This window comes from Solemya pervernicosa gill symbiont (genome assembly GCF_002020875.1).
Lineage (GTDB): Bacteria > Pseudomonadota > Gammaproteobacteria.
Genome location: NZ_MPRL01000005.1, coordinates 40,733 through 61,329, shown reverse-complemented (window position 1 = coordinate 61,329; position 20,597 = coordinate 40,733). Strand labels below are relative to the sequence as shown.

Genomic DNA, 20,597 nt, shown 5'->3' with positions numbered 1-20,597 from the left:
ATGAGTCTGCAACAGCTCACAGCACTGCTTGATGGCCGCATGATCGGTGAAGATGTCTCGATTGCTGCCGTCTCAACCGATAGTCGAACCCTGCCGCAGGGGGCACTTTTTATCGCCCTGAGCGGCCCCAATTTTGATGGTCACGCCTTTGCCGCGCAGGTGGCGCAGACAGGCGCCGTGGCCGTGCTGGTGAGCCGTGAGTGCGAGACATCGCTACCGCAGCTGGTGGTTGAGGATACCCGTGTGGCACTAGGGCAGCTGGCGGGTTGGCAGCGCGAGCAGTTCGAGCAGCCACTGGTTGCGGTGACCGGCTCCAACGGTAAGACCACGGTGAAGGAGATGCTGGCGGCGATTCTCGGCGTGGGCGGCGAGGTGCTCGCCACCGAGGGGAACCTGAATAACGATATCGGCATGCCATTGACGCTGCTGCGGCTCGAGGATGAGCAGACCGCAGCGGTCATCGAGATGGGTGCCAACCACGCCGGCGAGATTGCCTATCTGACCGAGATCGCCAGGCCGAATGTGGCGCTGATTACCAATGCTGGAAATGCCCACCTGGAAGGTTTTGGTTCGCTCGAGGGAGTGGCCGAGGCGAAGGGTGAGATCTTCTCGGGACTCAGTAGTGACGGTGTGGCGGTGATCAACGCCGATGATCGCTTTGCTCCGCGCTGGCGAGAGCTGGCGGGTAGTCATCGCACGCTGCAGTTTGGTATTGAACACTCCGCTGATGTGACCGCTAGTCATATCGAGATGGCTGTGGCTGGTGGCGCTGTTACGACGCGTTTCGAACTCAATACCCCGATTGGTAGCGCCGCGATAAATCTGCCGTTGCCCGGTCGTCACAATGTAATGAATGCGCTGGCGGCTACAGCCGCAGCACTCGCCGCTGGTGCCAATCTTGATCAGGTGTGTCGTGGACTGGCTGCGATGACGGGGCCAAAGGGGCGTCTGCAGCTGAGGGCTGCGCATGCTGGTGCACAGCTGATCGATGACAGCTACAACGCCAACCCTACTTCGCTTAAGGCGGGTGTCGAGGTGTTGTCTGGTATCGGCGGACATCGCTGGCTGGTGATGGGTGATATGGCAGAGCTGGGTGACGATGCAGCGGCACTGCATGCCGAGGTGGGCGTTCAGGCAAAGGCGCTTGGTATCGATCGTCTCTACGCGGTCGGTGAGCTCTCCGCGGCGGCGGTTGAGGCGTTTGGTGCTGAGGCTTTTCACTTTGAGTCGAAAGAAGCGCTGATCGAGGCGTTGCGAGATCAGCTTGCTGCCGATGTGACGCTGTTGGTGAAAGGGTCGCGCTCCGCCCGAATGGAGCAGGTGGTTGAAGGTTTGAGTATTGATGAGACGAGTGGAGCGGGACATTAACGATGTTGCTTGAATTAGCAAACTATCTGGCGCAATTCCATAGTGGATTTAATGTATTCCAGTACCTGACCCTGCGTGCCATTCTCGGGGTGCTGACGGCGCTGGTGATTGCATTTGTAATCGGCCCAACGATGATCCGTAAGCTCAGCTATCACCAGATCGGTCAGGCGATCCGTGACGATGGGCCACAGAGCCATCTCGCCAAGGCGGGTACTCCGACCATGGGTGGGGCACTGATTATCGTCGCCATCGCCCTCTCAACCCTGCTCTGGGCAGACCTGAGTAACCGTTACGTCTGGACCGTGCTGCTGGTCACCATCGCCTTTGGTGCGATCGGTTGGGTAGATGACTACCGCAAGGTGGTGGAGCGCAATCCCAAGGGGCTCTCGGCGAAAGCGAAATATTTCTGGCAATCGGTGGTGGCGCTCGGTGTGGCGATCTATCTCTATAAAACCGCTTCACCGGTTGAGACGCAGTTGATCCTGCCCTTTGTTAAGAGTGTCACGATCGAGCTGGGTGTCGGCTTTGTGGTACTGACCTACTTTGTCATCGTCGGTACCAGCAACGCGGTCAACCTGACCGATGGCCTCGATGGGCTGGCGATTCTGCCAACGGTCATGGTGGCCGGTGCACTGGCGATCTACGCCTACGTTACCGGTCACGCCAATTTCTCTGGCTACCTCGGTCTGCCCTATGTGCGTGGGGTCGGTGAAGTGGTGGTCTTCTGTGGCGCGATGGTCGGTGCCGGACTCGGTTTTCTCTGGTTCAACGCCTATCCCGCGCAGGTCTTCATGGGTGATGTCGGTGCGCTGGCACTCGGTGCCGCGCTCGGTCTGCTGGCGGTACTGGTTCGTCAGGAGCTGGTGCTGTTCATCATGGGCGGTGTGTTCGTGGTCGAGACCGTCTCAGTGATCCTGCAGGTTACCTCATTCAAATTGACCGGTCGGCGCATCTTCCGCATGGCGCCGCTGCACCACCACTTCGAAGAGAAGGGGTGGCCGGAGACACGGGTCGTGGTCCGTTTCTGGATTATTACGGTCATTCTGGTGCTGATCGGACTGGCAGCACTGAAGATTCGATAAAGAGAGATGTTGACGGCTGAAACATTGATGGAAGAGCAGATGACAACGGGGCATGAGGAGCGGACGCTGGTCGTCGGTCTGGGTAAAACCGGGCTGTCGGTTGCGCGCTTCCTTGCGGCGCGTGGCGAGTCGGTCGCAGTGACCGACAGCCGCGAGACCCCACCGATGCTCGATGAGCTGCGTGAGCAACTGCCCGATGTGGCCCTCTTCACAGGTGAATTCTCTGAACAGCTTTTCGCCACGGCCGAACGCATTATTGTCAGTCCTGGCGTTGATCTACGTCAGCTACCGCTCTCTGAGGCGATGATGCGTGGTGCCGAGGTGATGGGCGATATCGAACTCTTTGCTCGCTACGCCGATGCGCCGGTGGTTGCCATTACCGGCTCCAACGGTAAGAGCACTGTGACCGCGTTGGTCGGTGCGATGGTTGAGGCGGCCGGGCGCGAGGTGAGGCTGGGTGGTAACTACGGCACCCCGGCGCTCGATCTGTTGCAGGAGCAGGCCCCCGATCTCTATGTACTGGAGCTCTCCAGCTTCCAGCTTGAAACAACAAACACGCTACAGTGCGAGTCTGCCGCGGTGCTCAATATCTCGGCCGACCATATGGATCGTTATAACGATCTGGAGGCCTATATATCGGCCAAGCGTCGCATTTTTCACAACACCGCTGTCTGCGTGGTCAATTGTGACGATATGGCGGTCACTGACATGGTCAGGGGGGAGGAGAATGTCGTCTGCTTCACTCTCAAGCCACCCAAAAGCGGTGAATATGGTTTGCTCGAGGCGGGGGGTGAGCAGTGGCTCTGTTATGGCGATCAGCGCCTGATGGCCGCCGCTGAACTGCGCATGGTCGGCAGCCACAACTGCGCCAATGTGCTGGCGGCAATGGCGCTTGGTTCGGCGGCAGGTCTAGCGCTCGAGCCGATGGTTGAAGCGGCACGCCACTTCACCGGTCTGCCGCATCGTTGTCAGTGGGTGGCCGAGGCGGAGGGTGTGCGCTGGTTCAACGATTCGAAGGGGACCAACGTTGGTGCGACAATCGCCGCGATTGAAGGTATTGCAGCCCCAGTGGTTCTGATTGCCGGGGGTGAGGGCAAGGGTGCCGATTTTGCACCACTGCGTGAGGCGCTAGCGGATAAGGGGCGTGCCGTCGTGCTCTTCGGTCGAGATGCATCGTTGATCGAGTCAGCAGTCAATGGCGCCACTGACGTGGTCCATGCGGCTGATCTTGATGAGGCGGTGGCAAAAGCCGCCGCCCTGGCCAAGTCGGGCGATGCGGTACTCTTCTCGCCCGCCTGCGCCAGCTTCGATATGTTCCGAAATTATGAAGAGCGCGGTGAGCGTTTCGTTGAGGCGGTTGGGAGGTTGCTCGCATGAGTGCGGTTGCAGCTACAGCGGGTCAGGCCTCACGCGCGGCGGTTAAACGCAAGCCGGCCGAGTATGACTTCTGGCTGCTCGGTACCGTCTTCACACTGGCCGCGCTCGGTCTGGTGATGGTCGGTTCTGCCTCAATCGCCTATGCCGACCGATTCTACGATACGCCGTTCCATTTTCTCTTCCGTCAGAGTGTTTACATGATAGTTGCGCTGCTTAGCGGCTACCTGGTGGTGAAGACACCGATGGTGCAGTGGGAACGTGCCAGCATGGCGCTGCTGGTCGGTGCGCTGCTGTTGCTGATGGTGGTATTGATCCCCGGTGTTGGTCGCGAGGTCAATGGTGCGGTGCGTTGGCTACCACTCGGTGTGATCAATATGCAGGTCTCCGAACTGGCGAAGCTGTTTGTGATTATCTATCTGGCCGGTTATCTGGTGCGCCGTGGCCACGATGTACGTAACACCGCCAAGGGCTTCTTTGTGCCGATGGGTGTGTTGAGCTTTACGGCACTGTTGCTGCTGCTGGAGCCCGATTTTGGAACCACGGTGGTGTTGATGGCCGCAGCGCTCGGTATGCTCTTCATCGGTGGGGTACGCCTCTGGCTGTTTGGCATGTGGCTCGGAGTGGTGCTCGCGGCGATGGTCATTCTGGCAGTCTCATCCCCCTACCGTATGCAGCGTATTACCACCTTCCTCAACCCCTGGGCCGATCCCTTCAATAGCGGCTTCCAGCTCACCCAGGCGCTGATGGCGATTGGTCGCGGCGAGTGGTTTGGCGTCGGGCTTGGTGCCAGTGTGCAAAAACTCTCCTACCTGCCTGAGGCACATACCGATTTCCTCTTTGCCGTGATCGGTGAGGAGCTCGGCTTTGTCACCGTGACGCTGGTGGTGGTGCTGTTTGCATTCTTTGTCTGGCGCAGTTTTGCCATTGCAGCACGTGCCGAACAGCGCGGTCACCGCTTTCCCGCCTACCTCTGTTACGGCATTGCGCTGTGGATTGGGGTGCAGGCCTTTATCAACATGGGCGTGAACATGGGGCTGCTGCCGACCAAGGGGCTGACCCTGCCGCTGATGAGTTATGGCGGAAGTAGTCTGATTGTTACCGCACTTGCGATCGGGATGGTGGTACGTACCGATCATGAGCTGCGCACCACGCCCGATGAGGGGCAGATACCGTGGGGGCAGAAGTCATGAGCCGCAGGGGGACGGTACTGGTGATGGCTGGTGGCACTGGTGGACACGTCTTTCCGGCGCTGGCGGTGGCTGAGCGTCTGCGCGACGAGCAGGTTGAGGTGGTCTGGATGGGCACCCCACACGGTCTTGAGTCGCGTGTGGTGCCCGAGGCCGGTTTCCCACTCGAGGCAGTTGAGGTACAGGGGCTGCGTGGTACCGGTATCAGACGTCTTATTGCAGCACCGTTTGTCCTGCTCAAGGCGCTGCTGCGCTCTATCGCGATTCTGCGCAAGGTGCGTCCCGATGCGGTTCTGGGGTTGGGGGGCTTTGTTACCGGCCCCGGCGGTGTGGCGGCAAGGCTGATGGGTAAACCTCTGCTGGTACATGAACAGAACGCTATCGCTGGATTGACCAATCGTCTGCTCTCGCGCATCGCAACCAGATTGATGCAGGCCTTCCCTGGCAGCTTCCCCGTTTCACGCAAACCGATACATACCGGTAATCCGGTGCGTGCCGATATTGCAGCGCTCGAGGCACCAAATGTTCGTATGGCAGAGCATACAGGTCCGGTACGGCTACTGGTGCTGGGTGGCAGTCTCGGTGCACAGGCGCTCAATGAGCAACTGCCCGCCGCACTGGCGTTACTTAACGAATCGGAGCGTCCCGTGGTTCGCCATCAGGCGGGTGGCGGAAAACATGAAGAGGCTAAACAAGCGTACCAATCTGCCGGTGTTGATGCGGAAGTGCTTCCCTTCATCGCTGACATGGCAGGGGCATACGGTTGGGCCGATCTGGTGATCTGCCGCGCCGGTGCGCTGACCGTGGCCGAGCTGGCCGCAGCTGGTGTCGCTAGCATCCTGGTGCCGTTCCCCTATGCCGTTGATGATCACCAGAGCGCCAATGCCCGTTACCTCTCCGATGCAGGTGCCGCACTGCTGCTGCAGCAGCGCGACATCGAACCGGAGATGTTTGCTGAGATGGTGCGCGGACTGATCAGTGATCGTGCTCGTCTGGTGGAGATGGCAAATATGGCGCGTGCCAGGGCGATGCCGGATGCGACATCAGTGGTCGCAACTGAGTGTCTGCAGTTCTGTCGTACAGGAGATGCCGCATGAGTGGTCATATGCAGCAGGGTGAGATGCTCAATCCAATGGGCCGTATGCGTTCGATCCATCTGATTGGCATCGGTGGTGCGGGTATGGGGGGTATCGCCGAGGTGCTGCTCAATCTTGGCTACAAGGTGACCGGTTCCGATCTGCAACAGAATGCGATGACCGAACGACTCAGCTCGCTCGGTGCAGAGATCGTCTTTGGCCATCAGGCGGAGAATGTCGCCGATGCCGATGTGGTGGTGATCTCCAGTGCGGTGACCAGTGATAATCCTGAAGTGGTGGCTGCACAGGAGCGGCGTATCCCGGTGGTACCGCGTGCAGAGATGCTCGCTGAACTGATGCGTTTCCGTTACGGCATCGCCGTGGCCGGTACCCACGGCAAGACGACCACCACCAGCCTGATCGCCTCACTGCTCGGTGAGGGTGGCCTCGATCCGACCTTCGTCATCGGTGGCAAGCTCAACAGTGCTGGGACCAACGCGCGTCTCGGTGCTGGCCGTTACCTGGTGGCCGAAGCGGATGAGAGCGACGCCTCCTTCCTGTTCCTGCAGCCTATGTTGGCAGTGGTGACCAACGTCGATGCCGATCACCTCTCGACCTACGGCGGGGACTTCGATCGCTTGCGTGACAGTTTTATTGAGTTCCTTCATCACCTGCCGTTCTACGGTCTGGCAGTGGTCTGTATAGATGATGATGAGGTGCGCGAACTGCTGCCGCGTATTACCCGTCCACTGCTCACCTACGGTACTGCTGAAGATGCCGATGTGCGGGCGATGAATATCTCGCAGCAGGGGGTTAATACCCACTTTGAGGTGATGTTGCCGGGTCGCGAAGCGCCATTGGCGATCACCCTGAGTCTACCTGGGCGACACAACATGCTTAATGCGCTGGCCGCGATTGCCGTGGCGGTTGAGCTGGGTGTCGACGATGAGTCGATTCAGCAGGGTCTGGCACGCTTTGAGGGTATCGGACGGCGCTTCCAGGTGCGCGGTGAGCTGCCACTTGAGTCGGGCCGAGCGCTGCTGGTTGATGACTACGGCCACCACCCGCGTGAGCTGGCCGCTACGGTGCAGGCGATTCGAGATGGTTGGCCCGAGCGCCGTCTGGTGATGGCCTTCCAGCCGCATCGCTATAGCCGTACCCGCGACCTGCTCGATGATTTTGCCCAGGTGCTCTCCGAGTGTGACGCGGTGATTCTGACCGAGGTCTACTCGGCCGGAGAGACACCAATTGCCGGAGCCGATGGTCGTGCCCTGGCGCGTGCAATCCGTGCCCGCGGCAAGGTCGATCCGGTTTTTGTTGAGCGGCCGAGCGAGATCGCTGAGCTGGTCGCCAGTGTGGCCCGTGGTGGTGACATTCTGCTGGTGCAGGGAGCGGGCAATATCGGTGTGGTTGCGCAGCAGTTGGCAGCCGATGCGGAACCGGCCAGCGATGCGGCGGTACAGGGAGGTGCAGCATGAAGATGCGTTATCAACTCCATCTGGGTTGTGGCGAACCACTGGTCTGCCACCACAGTGCACTACAGCGTCTGCGCAAGGCGCAGCAGTGTGGTTCAGACAAACCACGCATGATGCGGGTTACTACGGTGATGAAGCGTCGCAGTGTCGGAGGCAAGCGATGATGGCGGCGGCACTCGATAATGGGCTGCGCGGCGAGCTGCTGCTCAACGAGTCGATGTCGCGCCACACCTCGTGGCGCGTCGGTGGTCCTGCCGAACGCCTCTATCGTCCTGCGGACATTGAAGATCTGTGTGCTTTCCTGCAGTCACTACCTGCTGGTGAGGCGCTTTACTGGATTGGTCTTGGTAGCAATCTGCTGGTGCGTGATGGTGGTCTCAGAGGCACAGCAATCATGACCAAGGGTGTTATTGATCACGCTGAGCAGTGCACGGCCGAGACCATTCGTGCAGAGGCGGGTATCTCCTGCGCCAAGCTCGCACGCTTCTGTTCTCGTGCGGGGTTGACCGGGGCAGAGTTTCTGGCAGGTATTCCCGGCACCTTCGGTGGTGCTCTGGCGATGAATGCCGGGGCCTTCGGAGGTGAGACATGGTCGCTGCTGATCGAGATCGAGACGGTTGATCGTCACGGAGAGTTGCATCGTCATAGCCCCGAAGAGTTCAAGGTGGCCTATCGCTCCGTTGAGGGGCCTGCCGACGAGTGGTTTGCGGCGGCGACACTGCGGCTTGAGGTGGGCGATGTTGAGGTCAACACGCAGCGTATTCGCGAGCTGCTTGAGCAGCGCAGCGGCGCGCAGCCGATCGGTCTGCCGAGCTGCGGTTCGGTGTTCCGTAATCCCGAGGGTGATCATGCGGCGCGTCTGATCGATAGCGCAGGGTTGAAAGGGTTGAGTATCGGGGCTGCCTCGGTCTCGGAGAAACACGCCAACTTCATTATCAACAATGGCGGTGCCACCGCAGCCGATATTGAGTCACTGATTGAGCTGGTTGCCAGGCGGGTTCACGCAATCCATGGCGTTGAGCTTGAGCAAGAGGTCCACATCATCGGTGAGCCGACAGGAGGGGGCGATGAGCAGTAGCACACAACATACCCCTGCTGACTACGGCAAGGTCGCGGTGCTGATGGGCGGTGACTCGGCTGAGCGCGAGGTGTCGCTGAATAGCGGTGGTGCGGTGTTGGCGGCACTGCAGTCACAGGGTGTCGATGCACAGGGTGTCGATTTTCGTGCCGGAATGTTGGCTGAGCTGGCTGAAGCAGGTTTTGATCGTGTCTTCATCGTGCTGCATGGGCGCATGGGAGAGGACGGTGTAGTGCAGGGAGCGCTGGAGCTGCTGGATCTTCCCTATACCGGTAGCGGTGTACTCGGTTCGGCATTGGGTATGGATAAGCTGCGTTGCAAAAAACTCTGGACAGGCAGTGATCTGCCAACACCAAAATTTTTGCAGCTGCGTAGCGGCTTTGATGCGGCAGCGGTGGTGGCGCAACTCGGTCTGCCGCTGATGGTTAAACCGGGGCGTGAGGGTTCAAGCATCGGTATGAGTCGGGTTGAACGCGTTGAGGATCTTGAGGCAGCGTTTAATGCGGCGGTTGTCTTTGATGAGATGGTTTTTGCTGAGCAATGGATCAGCGGCGGCGAGTATACGGTGGCGCTACTTGGCGGAGAGACGCTGCCGCCGATTCGGCTCGAGACACCGCACGCATTCTACGACTACAAAGCGAAGTATCAGGCCGATGATACGAGCTACCACTGTCCCTGTGGTCTGGATAGTGAGGATGAGCAGCAGCTACGCGCTCTGGCACTTGCGGCGTTCAATGCGGCCGGTGCAGAGGGTTGGGGTCGAGTCGATTTTATGCGTGATGAGCAGGGCGCATTCTGGCTGATTGAGGTCAACACGGTGCCGGGTATGACTGACCACAGTCTGGTACCGATGGCTGCGACCGAAGCGGGTATCAATTTTGAAAAACTGGTACTGCGAATCCTGGATACGAGCTTTGACGGAGTCGTGCAATGAGGGCGCTTCGTAAGAGCAAAAAGAAGAGCAATCGGCGTATTGAGCCAAAACAGAAGCGTCGCTGGATCAATCCGCGTTATCTGGGGCTGGCGGTGAGCGTGGCGATTCTGCTCGGGCCGATGGCCTGGGTCTACACCCTGCTACACGATGCGGAGCGTTTTCCGATTGAGCGGGTGGTGGTTGAGAAGGGGGCTTTTGTCTTTCTCAACCAGCAACAGATTGCGTTGGTGGCGCAGCCCTATGTGGGCGTTGGATTTTTTAATCTCGATGTGAGCGCGATCCAACGCGCGATTGGAGAGCTGGCGTGGGTTGATCGAGTTTCAGTACGCAGGGTCTGGCCCGACAAGCTCTGGGTGCAGGTGAGCGAACAGCAGCCACTTGCGCAGTGGGGTAAGGGTTCTCTGCTTAATCGACGTGGTGAGATCTTTACCCCGTCACGCAGTGAGATGCCGCAGGGGCTGGTACGACTTGAAGGGCCGCGCGGTCTGGAGAAGAAGTTGGCAGAGATGTACGCAGCAGTAGTGCCGCCTCTGACCACAGTGGGGTTGCCACTGAAGAGGCTGGAACTGGATCAGCGCCGTTCATGGCATCTGGAAGTAGAGAATGGAATCGAATTTGAATTGGGTCGTACCGACCCGGAAAGGAGATTGCAGCGCTTTCTCAGTGTCTACCCCAGCCTGATGGCAGGACAGGATGCAGGGGTAAAAAGTGTCGATCTTCGTTATAGCAACGGCTTTGCAGTGAGCTGGAAGTCACCAACCGGCGCACCAAAAAGCGAGGGATAAGAATGTCGAAGAAGAGTGAACAGAACCTGATTGTCGGACTGGATATCGGAACCTCTAAGGTGGTTGCGATCGTCGGTGAGGTTAGCGGAGAAGGGGAGATCGATATTATCGGTATCGGTTCACACCCCTCGCGCGGTCTGAAGAAGGGTGTGGTGATTAACATCGAATCGACGGTGCAGTCGATTCAGCGTGCCGTGGAGGAGGCGGAGCTGATGGCTGGTTGTCAGATTCATTCGGTCTATGCAGGTATCGCCGGTAGCCATGTTCGTAGCCTTAACTCTCACGGCATTGTCGCGATCAAGGATCGTGAGGTGGCCCATAGCGATGTGGATCGAGTGATCGATGCGGCGCGTGCGGTAGCTATCCCTGCCGATCAGAAGATCCTGCATGTACTGCCGCAGGAGTTCATCATCGATAACCAGGAAGGGATTAAAGAGCCGGTCGGCATGTCGGGTGTACGCCTGGAGGCGAAGGTACATCTTGTCACCGGTGCAGTGAGTGCAGCGCAGAACATTATCAAGTGCGTACGTCGCTGCGGCCTTGAGGTTGATGACATTATTCTTGAACAGCTCGCATCGAGTTACTCGGTGCTCAGTGATGATGAAAAAGAGCTGGGTGTCTGTCTGGTCGATATCGGTGGTGGTACCACCGATATCGCCATCTTTACCGAGGGGGCGATTCGCCACACTGCAGTGATTCCGATTGCCGGTGATCAGGTGACCAATGACATCGCAGTGGCGATGCGAACTCCCTATCAGTATGCCGAAGAGATAAAGATCAAATACGCCTGTGCACTGACTCAGCTGGCCAATGCCGATGAGACGATTGAGGTGCCGAGTGTCGGTGACCGTCCACCGCGTCGACTGGCTCGTCAGACTTTGGCCGAGGTGGTTGAGCCGCGTTACGAAGAGCTGCTTTCACTGGTGCATGCCGAGCTGCGACGTAGCGGATTTGAAGATCTGATTGCCGCCGGTGTAGTGCTGACGGGTGGTACTTCGAAGATGGAGGGGGTCGTCGATCTCGCTGAAGAGATTTTCCATATGCCGGTCAGACTCGGTCTGCCACAGCATGTGCGCGGCCTGGTTGATGTGGTGCGCAATCCTATTCATGCAACAGGCGTTGGCCTGCTGTTATTTGGTAAGAAAAATCGTGGATCGAAAGTAGCGGAAACGTCAGGTGGTGCCGGGCTCAAGGGAGTCTGGTCGCGGATGAGATCGTGGTTTCAAGGGAGCCTGTAGGGCTCAAATCGAATTAATGAACAGTGTAAGTAATCAAATTTCTGGAGAGGAGTGGAGCAAATGTTTGAATTAATGGATGCCTATTCGCAAAACGCGGTAATTAAGGTTGTTGGTGTTGGCGGTGGTGGTGGCAACGCGGTACAGCACATGCTTGAGGCTGATATCGAGGGCGTTGATTTCATTTGTGCAAATACCGATTCACAGGCGCTACGTAACGCCTCGGCACGCACGTTGTTGCAGCTGGGTAATGACATCACCAAGGGGCTGGGTGCCGGGGCAAACCCCAATATTGGTCGTCAGGCGGCGATGGATGATCGTGAAAGAATCCAGGAGGTAATTGAAGGTGCGGATATGCTCTTTATTACCGCCGGTATGGGTGGTGGTACCGGAACCGGTGGTGCGCCGGTTGTTGCAGAGATCGCTAAGGAGATGGGAATTCTGACCGTTGCGGTTGTCACCAAGCCGTTCCCGTTCGAGGGTGGTAAGCGCCTACAGATCGCAAATGACGGTATTGAGGAGTTGAGCCAGAATGTCGACTCATTGATTACCATTCCGAATGAGAAACTGTTGCAGGTACTCGGTAAGGGCGCCTCTCTTCTGGATGCATTTAAAGAGGCCAACAACGTGCTGCAGAATGCGGTGCAGGGTATTGCCGAACTGATTACTCGTCCGGGCCTGATCAACGTCGACTTTGCTGACGTTCGTACTGTGATGTCAGAGAAGGGTATGGCGATGATGGGCTCTGGCACCGGTTCTGGTGAGAATCGTGCGCGTGAAGCGGCAGAAGCGGCAATATCCAGTCCGCTGCTTGAGGATGTAAATCTCTCTGGTGCAAACGGAATCCTGGTAAATGTAACGGCGGGTCTCGATCTTTCAATCGGAGAGTTTGAGGATGTGGGTAGCACGATTCGTGAGCTTGCCTCAGACGATGCGACTGTTGTGGTGGGTACCGTAATCGATCCTGAGCTGACCGGTGAGCTGCGCGTCACCGTGGTTGCTACTGGTATCGGTCAGGAGAGGATGAAGGAAGAGGCGCTACCTGAGACTCCTGCTGTCAAGCTTGTTGAGAAACGTGCTGATGGTGAGATCGACTACCGTGAGCTTGAGCGTCCAACGGCGATCCGTCAAAAGGCGGTCGGTGATGGCCTCGAGTCTGCTGCTCTGGACGATCTTGATATCCTCGATATCCCCGCTTTCCTGAGAAAGCAGGCGGACTAATAATGCTGGTTCGCTGAGGTGTGGAAACCTTGGGAGATCAGTGACTTGAGTGTTTTTCTGTAAAGTGTCTGCACTTTGCAGAGGGATTTGCCTGTGTTAGCATGACGGCAAATTTGAGATCGTATGTGCACTCATACTGGATGGGGATGTAGCTCGATAATGATAAAACAACGGACTTTGAAGAACGTTATCCACGCCACAGGTGTGGGTCTTCACACCGGAGAGAAGGTTTATCTGACGCTGCGACCCGCTGCGCCAGATACCGGCATTATCTTCAGACGCGTCGATCTCGACGAGCCGATGGAGATCAAGGCGAGTCCAGAGAATGTTGGCGATACACAACTTTCGACTACCCTGATTAAGGATGGTGCAAGAATCTCAACCATCGAACATCTGCTCTCAGCGATGGCAGGTCTGGGTATCGATAATGCTTATGTCGATCTCAGTGCCCCTGAAGTACCGATTATGGACGGCAGTGCTGGACCATTTGTCTTCCTGATTCAGTCTGCTGGTATTGAAGAGCAGGCAGCCGCGAAACGTTTTATCCGTATCAAAAAACCAATCAAGGTCGAAGATAACGGAAAATGGGCGGCGTTCGAACCATTTGAAGGCTTTAAGGTCTCGTTTAGTATCGATTTTGATCATCCGCTCTTCCACGAAGAGAATCAGCAGGCGCTGATCGATTTCTCTACCACATCATTTGTGAAAGAGGTGAGTCGTGCGCGCACCTTTGGATTTATGCGTGACATCGAGCAGCTGCGTGAGCGCAAGCTGGCGCTCGGTGGTAGTCAGGACAATGCAATAGTCGTCGATGATTTCCGCGTGTTGAATGAAGATGGTCTTCGTTACGAAGATGAGTTCGTAAAACACAAAATTCTTGATGCGATCGGTGATCTCTATCTACTAGGTCGCAGTCTGATTGGTGCCTTCAGTGGACACAAATCGGGACACGAGTTGAATAACACGCTGTTAAAAGCGTTGATGGCAGACGAAAGCGCCTGGGAAGAGGTGACCTTCGAAGATGTCGAGTGCGCACCAATCTCCTTTATTAAGCCGGTTCAAGCGACCTGAGTTAATCCCTCTTAGGATGACGTGAGAGCCGTACGAGTGCGGCTTTTAGTGGTTCGTAGGGTGTTGCAGCGGCAGATTGGCGCAGATGTTCGGCGCTGGCTTGTGAGATTTTTGTCCGACCCTGGTGTGGGGCTTGCGCTTGTCGTGCAGGTTTGACCTCGATCGAAAGGTTCTTGAGCTCGGTTTTAAAGTGCGACTCAAATGCCTGTTTGATTGCTGGAAGCAAATAACGAAGCTTGGTCGACCAGGCGGGTGAATCGGTATAGAGGATCAGATTACCGTTTCGCAGGTTGGCGACACGACAGTGTGCATTGAGCGGTTCAGGAAGTTGCTCGACGATGAACTGCTCAAAATTGGCCAGTAGTGTGCCATGCGCAATGACCCGATCAGGCAGTACGCCTCGGAGTAGATGGTAGAGCGGTTTTGTCGATTTGCCCGGCATGATCTCTGCGAAGGCTCCATTGCGAATTTCAACTCATTGTAATCGATTCAGGTTTTGATGCCGAAATGAACGTTGTCATAAATTCAAACGCTTGTCGCAAGGCCTGCGTCATCACGCTTACCTCACCCTGGGTTCTGCTGGGGCTGTTCTCTCTGTTGCTGTTGTTTAGCTCCTCACTGCTCTACGTAGGCTACTGGGCGGGACAGCCGACGGATAGCAAGGTTGCTGTTTCAACCGTCTCAGAGGAGTGGCGCAGTGATGTGTCACGTCAGCAGCAGGAGCTCGAGGCGCTACGTACCTCCATGTCTGAGCATATGGATGCACTGGCGATCAAGCTCGGTGATGCTCAGGCTCAGGTGATTCGACTCAATGCACTGGGCAAACGTCTGACCAAAATTGCGAATCTCGATGAAGGGGAGTTCGACTTTGAGGCGCCACCTGCATTAGGCGGTCCATTTTCCCCCTCCGCGAAAGGGGAGTCACTCGCCTCTGCTGATTTCATTCAACTGCTGAGCGAACTTGAACAGCAGATCGATGATCGTGAACAGCAGCTCACCGTGATGGAGTCACTGTTGATGAGCCGCTCTCTACAAAAGGAGGTCTTCCCTGCGGGGCGGCCGATCGAGAAGGGTTGGCTCTCATCTCGCTTTGGTAAGCGCACCGACCCCTTCACGGGCAAGCAAGAGCGTCATAAAGGGCTCGATTTTGCGGGTAAGATGGGCTCCAACGTGGTTGCAGTTGCTTCCGGTGTTGTAACCTGGTCGGGCAAGCGGTCGGGTTATGGTCAGATGGTCGAAATTAATCACGGTGGGGGCTACGTGACCCGCTATGGTCACAGCAAGGAGAACCTGGTCGAAGCGGGTGATAGTGTCGATCAGGGTCAGGTCATCGCCTTAATGGGTTCAAGTGGCCGTTCCACCGGACCTCATGTCCATTTTGAAGTGCTGCGCAACGGTCGTGAAGTCGACCCATCTAAATACATCAAGGCTGCCCGTTAGGGCGGCTTCTTCTCATTCATCTCAATTGGATTACCGATGGGCAATCGCCGCTGCGATTTAGCGTCAAGTTACGCTATCATTCCGCTCTTAATAATCGGGTAATCGGGAATTATCTCTAATGGTCAGCAGTCTGTTCAGGAAGATTTTTGGTAGTCGCAATGAGCGCTTGGTTAAGCGCATGCGCAAGAGTGTTGCGCAAATCACGGCACTGGAGGAGGGGCTGCAAGGGCTCTCCGATGAGGAGTTACAGGCCAAGACCACAGATTTTAAGCGTCGCATCGAAGACGGAGAGACGCTGGATAACCTGTTGAATGAGGCCTTTGCGGTCGTTCGTGAGGCGAGTCGTCGTGTGATGGGTATGCGCCACTTCGATGTGCAGCTGATCGGTGGCATGGTGCTACATCAGGGCAAGATCTCTGAGATGCGCACCGGTGAGGGTAAGACCCTGATGGCGACCCTTCCCGCCTACCTCAATGCCCTCTCGGGCAAGGGTGTGCATATCGTCACGGTCAATGACTACTTGGCCAAGCGTGATGCGAACTGGATGCGTCTGCTCTATGAGTTCCTCGGACTGAGTGTTGGAATCGTAGTGCCGGGTCTGGAGCAGACGGAGAAACGCGACGCCTATGCGGCCGATATCAGTTACGGCACCAATAACGAGTTCGGTTTTGACTACCTGCGTGACAACATGGCTTTCAGTCTGGCTGAGAAGGTCCAGCGCGAGGTGAATTTCGCTGTGGTCGATGAAGTCGATTCGATCCTGATTGATGAGGCGCGTACTCCATTGATTATCTCCGGTCCCGCTGAGGATAGCTCTGAGCTCTACAAGCGGATCAACGAGCTGGTGCCAAAACTGGTGAAGCAGGAGGAAGAGGATGGCGAGGGTGACTTCAGCATCGATGAGAAAGGTCGTCAGATCCATCTCACCGAGGATGGTCACCAGCGTGTTGAGGAGCTGCTGAGCGAGTCTGGGCTGCTGGCCGAGGGGCAGAGCCTCTACGATGCCGCTAACCTGACATTGATGCATCATTTCACCGCCGGGCTGCGTGCGCATAATCTCTTCCAGCGTGATGTTGACTACATCGTTCAGGATAATCAGGTGGTGATTGTCGATGAATTTACCGGTCGTACCCTGGCGGGGCGTCGTTGGTCCGATGGTCTGCATCAGGCGGTTGAGGCGAAAGAGGGTGTAGCGATTCAGTACGAGAATCAGACCCTCGCTTCGATCACCTTTCAGAACTACTTCCGTCTCTACAACAAGCTGTCCGGTATGACCGGTACCGCCGATACCGAGGCGTTTGAGTTCCAGCAGATCTACGGCCTTGAGACGGTGGTTATTCCGACCAATCAGGCGATGGTTCGTGACGATATGGGCGACAAGATCTATATGACTGGCGATGAGAAGTATCAAGCCATTCTGGATGATATTCGTGACTGCCAGCAGCGTGGACAACCAGTGCTGGTTGGTACTGCCTCAATCGAGGTCTCGGAGCTGATCGCAAAGCTGCTGAGCGATAACAAGGTCAAACACGAGGTGCTAAACGCCAAGCAGCATGCGCGCGAGGCTGAGATTGTGGCGCAGGCGGGGCGTCCGGGTTCGGTGACTATTGCTACCAACATGGCGGGCCGTGGTACCGATATCGTGCTCGGCGGCAATCTTGATGTAGCCCTGGAGGGCCTCGGTGAAGATGCCTCTGAGAGCGACAGGGAGCAGATGCGCGAGGAGTGGAAGGCGACTCACCAGAAGGTGCTGGAGGCGGGTGGTCTGCATATAGTCGGTACTGAGCGTCATGAGTCACGTCGTATCGATAACCAGCTGCGTGGTCGTGCTGGTCGTCAGGGTGATCCGGGCTCGAGTCGTTTCTACCTCTCTCTCGAAGATAGCCTGCTGCGTATCTTTGCCTCTGGCAAGGTCGGCTCACTGATGGGCAAGCTCGGCATGGAGGATGGTGAGGCGATCGAACATCCGTGGGTAACCAAGGCAATCGAGAATGCACAGCGTAAAGTAGAGGCGCACAACTTCGATATTCGTAAGCAGCTGCTTGAGTATGATGATGTGGCCAACGATCAGCGCAAGGTGATCTATGAGCAGCGCAATGAGCTACTCGCCGATGAGGATATCAAGGAGACGATCACCGATATTCTGGATGATGTGACCGAGACGACGATTGATACCTACATTCCACCTCAGAGCCTCGAGGAGCAGTGGGATGTGTCGGGACTGGAAGAGGGACTCGATACGCAGTTCGGTCTCAAGCTCGAGGTTTCGAGTTGGCTTGAAGAGGATGAGACGCTTCACGCAGAGACACTGCGCAAGCGTATCCATGCGGAGATGGAGCGAATCTATGCCGAGAAGGAGGTCCTGGCGACCCCCAGTGTGATGCGAAATTTTGAGCGTGAGGTGATGCTTAAGGTGCTCGATTCGCACTGGAAGGAGCACCTCGCTGCGATGGACTACCTGCGTCAGGGCATTCACCTGCGTGGCTATGCGCAGAAGAATCCCAAGCAGGAGTACAAGCGCGAAGCATTCGAGATGTTTAGCGAGATGCTCGACCGCATCAAGATTGAGGTCGCGAGTGTTCTGGCGCGCGTTGTGGTTCGCACCGAGGAGGATGTCGAGGCGGTTGAGGAGCAGCGTCGTAGTACTGTGCCAATGACCTATCAGCACGCCGACGCTTCTGCGTTGGGTGGTGAGGAAGCGCCTGCAGAGCCTGAGGCAGAGCGCGATGGTTCTCCTGCGGCTCCCTTTACCCGTGAGGGGCGAAAGGTCGGACGTAATGAGCCGTGTCCCTGCGGTTCAGGCAAGAAGTATAAGCAGTGCCACGGTCAGCTTAGTTAAGTGGATCGTTGAGTATGGCAGTCGGTCTGAAACCTATCGCAGAGATGCACCCTGTTGCTGGGTTTAGGCTCGGTACCACCTCGGCCGGCATCAAGACGCCTGGGCGTCGAGACGTGGTGCTGATGGAGCTCCCAGAGAGTGCCAGTTGTGCTGCCGTTTTCACTCGTAACGCTTTCTGTGCAGCCCCCGTTACCATCGCCAAACAACATCTGGCCCACGTTACTCCACGTTACCTATTGATCAATACCGGCAATGCCAATGCGGGCACCGGCGCACAGGGAATTGCAGATGCGCAACGTTGCTGTAGGGCCGTTGCTGAGCAGATGGGGGTGGCTGCGGAGACAGTGCTCCCTTTTTCAACCGGCGTAATTGGCGAGCCACTCCCAGCTGAAAAGATCATTGCAGCAATTCCAGTCGCCGCCGCTGCACTTGAGCTTACCGCCTGGGGTGACGCTGCGCACGGGATCTTGACCACCGATACCATGGCCAAGGGGAGTAGTCGCCGTGTATCAATTGATGGTGGTGAGATTACCGTAACCGGTATCTCTAAGGGATCCGGCATGATTCGACCCGATATGGCCACCATGCTCGCCTACGTGGCGACCGATGCAGCCGTTGAAAGTGAGTTGCTACAACAGTTGCTCGAAGAGGCCGTTGCAAACTCATTTAACGCAATCACGGTCGATGGTGATACTTCGACCAATGATGCCTGCGTACTGGTTGCGACGGCTGCCAGCCGTATTGCCAAGATTGAGAGTGAGATGAGTGTTGGCTACGCTGAATTGCGAGAGGCGCTGATAGAGGTCTGTCAGGAGCTGGCCCAGGCGATTATTCGTGATGGTGAGGGCGCAACAAAATTTATTACCGTTGAGGTGACGGCTGGGGAGAGCGTAGAAGAGTGTCGTCAGGTTGCCTATACGATCGCCCACTCACCACTGGTTAAAACAGCCTTTTTTGCTTCCGATCCAAACTGGGGGCGTATTCTGGCCGCCGTTGGTCGTGCCGGCGTCGATTCTCTGGATCTTGAGGCGGTAACGATCCATCTTGATGAGGTCTGCATCGTGCGGGCTGGATGTCGTGTCGAAGAGTATCAGGAGTCAGCCGGTCAGGTTGTAATGGATCGTGAAGAGATCACCATTAACGTTGCACTTGCGCGTGGCCATGCAGCAGCGACTGTCTGGACCAGCGATCTCTCGCACGAGTATGTCAAAATCAACGCCGAGTACCGGACCTGAGGCGATACTCCTCTGGCGTCACGGGTGACTGTCATCTCCTCCACTGCCCCAATTAATATTGTTGTCGCTGCGATTATCGATCGTGAAGAGCGGGTGTTGCTTGCGTTGCGTCACAAACACCTGCACCAAGGTGGGCTGTGGGAGTTTCCTGGTGGAAAGATCGAGGCGGGAGAGAGTGAGCAGGCCGCGCTGGTTCGCGAACTTGATGAAGAGCTCGGTATCATCCCATGCCGCTACAGACGGCTGATTTCGGTTCCTTTCGATTATGCCGATCGCACAGTTGTGCTGCATGTCTGGCGGGTGGATGAGTATCAGGGCGAGGCTTCTGGTCGTGAAGAACAGCCCATCGAATGGCAACCGATTGCAAAGCTCCGTGAAATCGAGTTTCCTGCGGCTAATCGCCCGATAGTGAGTGCGCTTGAGCTGCCTCCACACTATCTGATTACCGGTGAGCCTGCAGACAACTCAGAGCGATTTCTCCTCTACCTTCAGGGGGCACTCGATCAAGGTATCCGTTTGGTGCAGCTGCGTGCTAAACGGCTTGACCAGAAGGCCTATCTGGAGCTGGCTAACGCCGCCTTAGAGAAAACACGCTCGATTGGTGCGAAGTTGTTACTGAATGCGACGCCGGAGATGGTTGAGGCGGTGGGTGCCGATGGGGTTCACCTCGATAGCCAACGCCTGCTGTCGCTGCAGAGTCGGCCACTCGATAACGATTATTACGTCGCTGCATCGTGTCACTCGGCCGAGCAGCTTGCGCACGCGGCAGCAATCGATGTTGATTTTGCCGTGCTCTCTCCGGTCCAAAAGACGGTTTCACACCCGGACGTAAAGCCAATTGGTTGGCAGCGTTTTGCGGCAATGGTCAACGATCAGCCTATGCCAGTTTACGCACTGGGTGGAATGAGTGGTGAGATGGTATCAGAGGCGTATCGGTGCGGTGCGCAGGGTGTAGCGGCCATCAGCGCCTTCTGGGCTGCTAATTAGTACCCAGATGGCTCGTCGTCATCAGGGTGTCGAGGAGGCAGTTCATCGCCGGGTATGTTGTGCTCCTCAGCGAACCACTCACCCAGATCTATAAGTCGACAGCGCTCACTACAGAAGGGGCGCCAGGTGGATTTTGGTGTGAAGTCGACGGCCTTTCCGCAAGTTGGGCAGGAGACGGTCAAGGGTTTACTCATTTTGCGAGACTCC

General features: G+C 56.8%; 18 protein-coding genes and 1 pseudogene. 17 read left to right on the top strand and 2 right to left on the bottom strand.

Annotated elements, in window-relative coordinates:
* The 13 genes and pseudogenes from BOW52_RS02325 to lpxC all read left to right on the top strand — a co-directional run bounded on the left by BOW52_RS02325 (nt 1) and on the right by lpxC (nt 13,889).
* Nucleotides 1-1,368, top strand: coding sequence for a UDP-N-acetylmuramoyl-tripeptide--D-alanyl-D-alanine ligase (locus BOW52_RS02325; RefSeq protein ID WP_078482501.1), 1,368 nt, complete (start codon nt 1-3; stop codon nt 1,366-1,368).
* A gap of 2 nt (nt 1,369-1,370) precedes the next feature.
* Nucleotides 1,371-2,450, top strand: a complete 1,080-nt coding sequence (gene mraY / locus BOW52_RS02320; RefSeq protein WP_078482473.1) for a phospho-N-acetylmuramoyl-pentapeptide-transferase — start codon at nt 1,371-1,373, stop codon at nt 2,448-2,450.
* 6 nt (nt 2,451-2,456) lie between these two features.
* The gene (gene murD / locus BOW52_RS02315) at nt 2,457-3,827 is read left to right on the top strand and encodes a UDP-N-acetylmuramoyl-L-alanine--D-glutamate ligase (RefSeq protein WP_236725612.1); all 1,371 of its coding nucleotides are present in this window, start codon (nt 2,457-2,459) and stop codon (nt 3,825-3,827) included.
* Nucleotides 3,824-5,009 (top strand): annotated as a pseudogene (gene ftsW, locus BOW52_RS02310) (putative lipid II flippase FtsW); the annotation flags it as partial. The gene murD and the pseudogene ftsW, both read left to right, overlap by 4 nt.
* 4 nt (nt 5,010-5,013) lie before the next feature.
* Nucleotides 5,014-6,111, top strand: a complete 1,098-nt coding sequence (gene murG, locus BOW52_RS02305; protein WP_078482471.1) for an undecaprenyldiphospho-muramoylpentapeptide beta-N-acetylglucosaminyltransferase — start codon at nt 5,014-5,016, stop codon at nt 6,109-6,111.
* Nucleotides 6,108-7,568: a UDP-N-acetylmuramate--L-alanine ligase gene (murC, locus tag BOW52_RS02300; protein WP_172840075.1), complete on the top strand. Its 1,461-nt coding sequence runs from the start codon at nt 6,108-6,110 to the stop codon at nt 7,566-7,568. The genes murG and murC overlap by 4 nt, the downstream gene beginning before the upstream one ends.
* The gene (locus BOW52_RS16910; protein WP_172840074.1) at nt 7,565-7,729 is read left to right on the top strand and encodes a hypothetical protein; all 165 of its coding nucleotides are present in this window, start codon (nt 7,565-7,567) and stop codon (nt 7,727-7,729) included. The genes murC and BOW52_RS16910 overlap by 4 nt, the downstream gene beginning before the upstream one ends.
* Entirely contained in the window at nt 7,729-8,643 is a 915-nt protein-coding gene (gene murB, locus BOW52_RS02295; RefSeq protein WP_078482470.1) for a UDP-N-acetylmuramate dehydrogenase, read from the top strand. Before BOW52_RS16910 ends, murB begins: the two co-directional genes overlap by 1 nt.
* Nucleotides 8,633-9,577: a D-alanine--D-alanine ligase gene (locus tag BOW52_RS02290; RefSeq protein WP_078482469.1), complete on the top strand. Its 945-nt coding sequence runs from the start codon at nt 8,633-8,635 to the stop codon at nt 9,575-9,577. The genes murB and BOW52_RS02290 overlap by 11 nt, the downstream gene beginning before the upstream one ends.
* Nucleotides 9,574-10,362 carry a cell division protein FtsQ/DivIB gene (locus BOW52_RS02285; protein WP_078482468.1) on the top strand — a complete coding sequence of 263 codons (789 nt, stop codon included), beginning with the start codon at nt 9,574-9,576 and terminating at the stop codon, nt 10,360-10,362. Before BOW52_RS02290 ends, BOW52_RS02285 begins: the two co-directional genes overlap by 4 nt.
* 2 nt (nt 10,363-10,364) lie before the next feature.
* On the top strand, nt 10,365-11,600 hold the full coding sequence (ftsA, locus tag BOW52_RS02280) for a cell division protein FtsA (protein ID WP_078482467.1): 1,236 nt from the start codon (nt 10,365-10,367) through the stop codon (nt 11,598-11,600).
* A gap of 60 nt (nt 11,601-11,660) precedes the next feature.
* A complete protein-coding gene (gene ftsZ, locus BOW52_RS02275) occupies nt 11,661-12,818 on the top strand; it encodes a cell division protein FtsZ (RefSeq protein WP_078482466.1) in 1,158 nt (385 codons plus the stop codon).
* Nucleotides 12,819-12,977: 159 nt separating this feature from the next.
* Nucleotides 12,978-13,889, top strand: coding sequence for a UDP-3-O-acyl-N-acetylglucosamine deacetylase (lpxC, locus tag BOW52_RS02270; RefSeq protein WP_078482465.1), 912 nt, complete (start codon nt 12,978-12,980; stop codon nt 13,887-13,889).
* 1 nt (nt 13,890) lies between these two features.
* On the opposite strand, the gene BOW52_RS02265 is transcribed toward lpxC, so the two are convergent.
* Nucleotides 13,891-14,331: a DUF721 domain-containing protein gene (locus BOW52_RS02265; protein WP_078482464.1), complete on the bottom strand. Its 441-nt coding sequence runs from the start codon at nt 14,329-14,331 to the stop codon at nt 13,891-13,893.
* A gap of 65 nt (nt 14,332-14,396) precedes the next feature.
* On the opposite strand from BOW52_RS02265, the gene BOW52_RS02260 reads away from it, so the two are divergent.
* The 4 genes from BOW52_RS02260 (at nt 14,397) to BOW52_RS02245 (ending at nt 20,390) form a co-directional block, all read left to right on the top strand.
* Nucleotides 14,397-15,329: a M23 family metallopeptidase gene (locus tag BOW52_RS02260; RefSeq protein WP_078482463.1), complete on the top strand. Its 933-nt coding sequence runs from the start codon at nt 14,397-14,399 to the stop codon at nt 15,327-15,329.
* A 118-nt stretch (nt 15,330-15,447) separates the two neighbouring features.
* Nucleotides 15,448-18,168, top strand: coding sequence for a preprotein translocase subunit SecA (secA, locus tag BOW52_RS02255; protein WP_078482462.1), 2,721 nt, complete (start codon nt 15,448-15,450; stop codon nt 18,166-18,168).
* A 14-nt stretch (nt 18,169-18,182) separates the two neighbouring features.
* Nucleotides 18,183-19,403, top strand: coding sequence for a bifunctional glutamate N-acetyltransferase/amino-acid acetyltransferase ArgJ (gene argJ / locus BOW52_RS02250; protein WP_078482461.1), 1,221 nt, complete (start codon nt 18,183-18,185; stop codon nt 19,401-19,403).
* 24 nt (nt 19,404-19,427) lie between these two features.
* Nucleotides 19,428-20,390 (top strand): Nudix family hydrolase, encoded by a 963-nt coding sequence (locus BOW52_RS02245; protein WP_236725611.1) that lies wholly within the window; start codon nt 19,428-19,430, stop codon nt 20,388-20,390.
* On the opposite strand, the gene yacG is transcribed toward BOW52_RS02245, so the two are convergent.
* Nucleotides 20,387-20,584 (bottom strand): DNA gyrase inhibitor YacG, encoded by a 198-nt coding sequence (yacG, locus tag BOW52_RS02240; protein WP_078482460.1) that lies wholly within the window; start codon nt 20,582-20,584, stop codon nt 20,387-20,389. The genes BOW52_RS02245 and yacG overlap by 4 nt on opposite strands.
* Nucleotides 20,585-20,597: the final 13 nt, after the last annotated feature.

Bases quoted from the DNA above. Each gene is read 5' to 3' on its own strand.
- BOW52_RS02285 (WP_078482468.1), top strand. From the start codon at position 9,574: ATGAGGGCGCTTCGTAAGAGCAAAAAGAAGAGCAATCGGCGTATTGAG.
- yacG (WP_078482460.1), bottom strand. From the start codon at position 20,584: ATGAGTAAACCCTTGACCGTCTCCTGCCCAACTTGCGGAAAGGCCGTC.
- lpxC (WP_078482465.1), top strand. From the start codon at position 12,978: ATGATAAAACAACGGACTTTGAAGAACGTTATCCACGCCACAGGTGTG.
- murB (WP_078482470.1), top strand. From the start codon at position 7,729: ATGGCGGCGGCACTCGATAATGGGCTGCGCGGCGAGCTGCTGCTCAAC.
- BOW52_RS02325 (WP_078482501.1), top strand. From the start codon at position 1: ATGAGTCTGCAACAGCTCACAGCACTGCTTGATGGCCGCATGATCGGT.
- BOW52_RS16910 (WP_172840074.1), top strand. From the start codon at position 7,565: ATGAAGATGCGTTATCAACTCCATCTGGGTTGTGGCGAACCACTGGTC.
- ftsZ (WP_078482466.1), top strand. From the start codon at position 11,661: ATGTTTGAATTAATGGATGCCTATTCGCAAAACGCGGTAATTAAGGTT.
- ftsA (WP_078482467.1), top strand. From the start codon at position 10,365: ATGTCGAAGAAGAGTGAACAGAACCTGATTGTCGGACTGGATATCGGA.
- murC (WP_172840075.1), top strand. From the start codon at position 6,108: ATGAGTGGTCATATGCAGCAGGGTGAGATGCTCAATCCAATGGGCCGT.
- argJ (WP_078482461.1), top strand. From the start codon at position 18,183: ATGGCAGTCGGTCTGAAACCTATCGCAGAGATGCACCCTGTTGCTGGG.
- murG (WP_078482471.1), top strand. From the start codon at position 5,014: ATGAGCCGCAGGGGGACGGTACTGGTGATGGCTGGTGGCACTGGTGGA.
- murD (WP_236725612.1), top strand. From the start codon at position 2,457: ATGTTGACGGCTGAAACATTGATGGAAGAGCAGATGACAACGGGGCAT.
- BOW52_RS02260 (WP_078482463.1), top strand. From the start codon at position 14,397: ATGAACGTTGTCATAAATTCAAACGCTTGTCGCAAGGCCTGCGTCATC.
- BOW52_RS02290 (WP_078482469.1), top strand. From the start codon at position 8,633: ATGAGCAGTAGCACACAACATACCCCTGCTGACTACGGCAAGGTCGCG.
- secA (WP_078482462.1), top strand. From the start codon at position 15,448: ATGGTCAGCAGTCTGTTCAGGAAGATTTTTGGTAGTCGCAATGAGCGC.
- mraY (WP_078482473.1), top strand. From the start codon at position 1,371: ATGTTGCTTGAATTAGCAAACTATCTGGCGCAATTCCATAGTGGATTT.
- BOW52_RS02265 (WP_078482464.1), bottom strand. From the start codon at position 14,331: ATGCCGGGCAAATCGACAAAACCGCTCTACCATCTACTCCGAGGCGTA.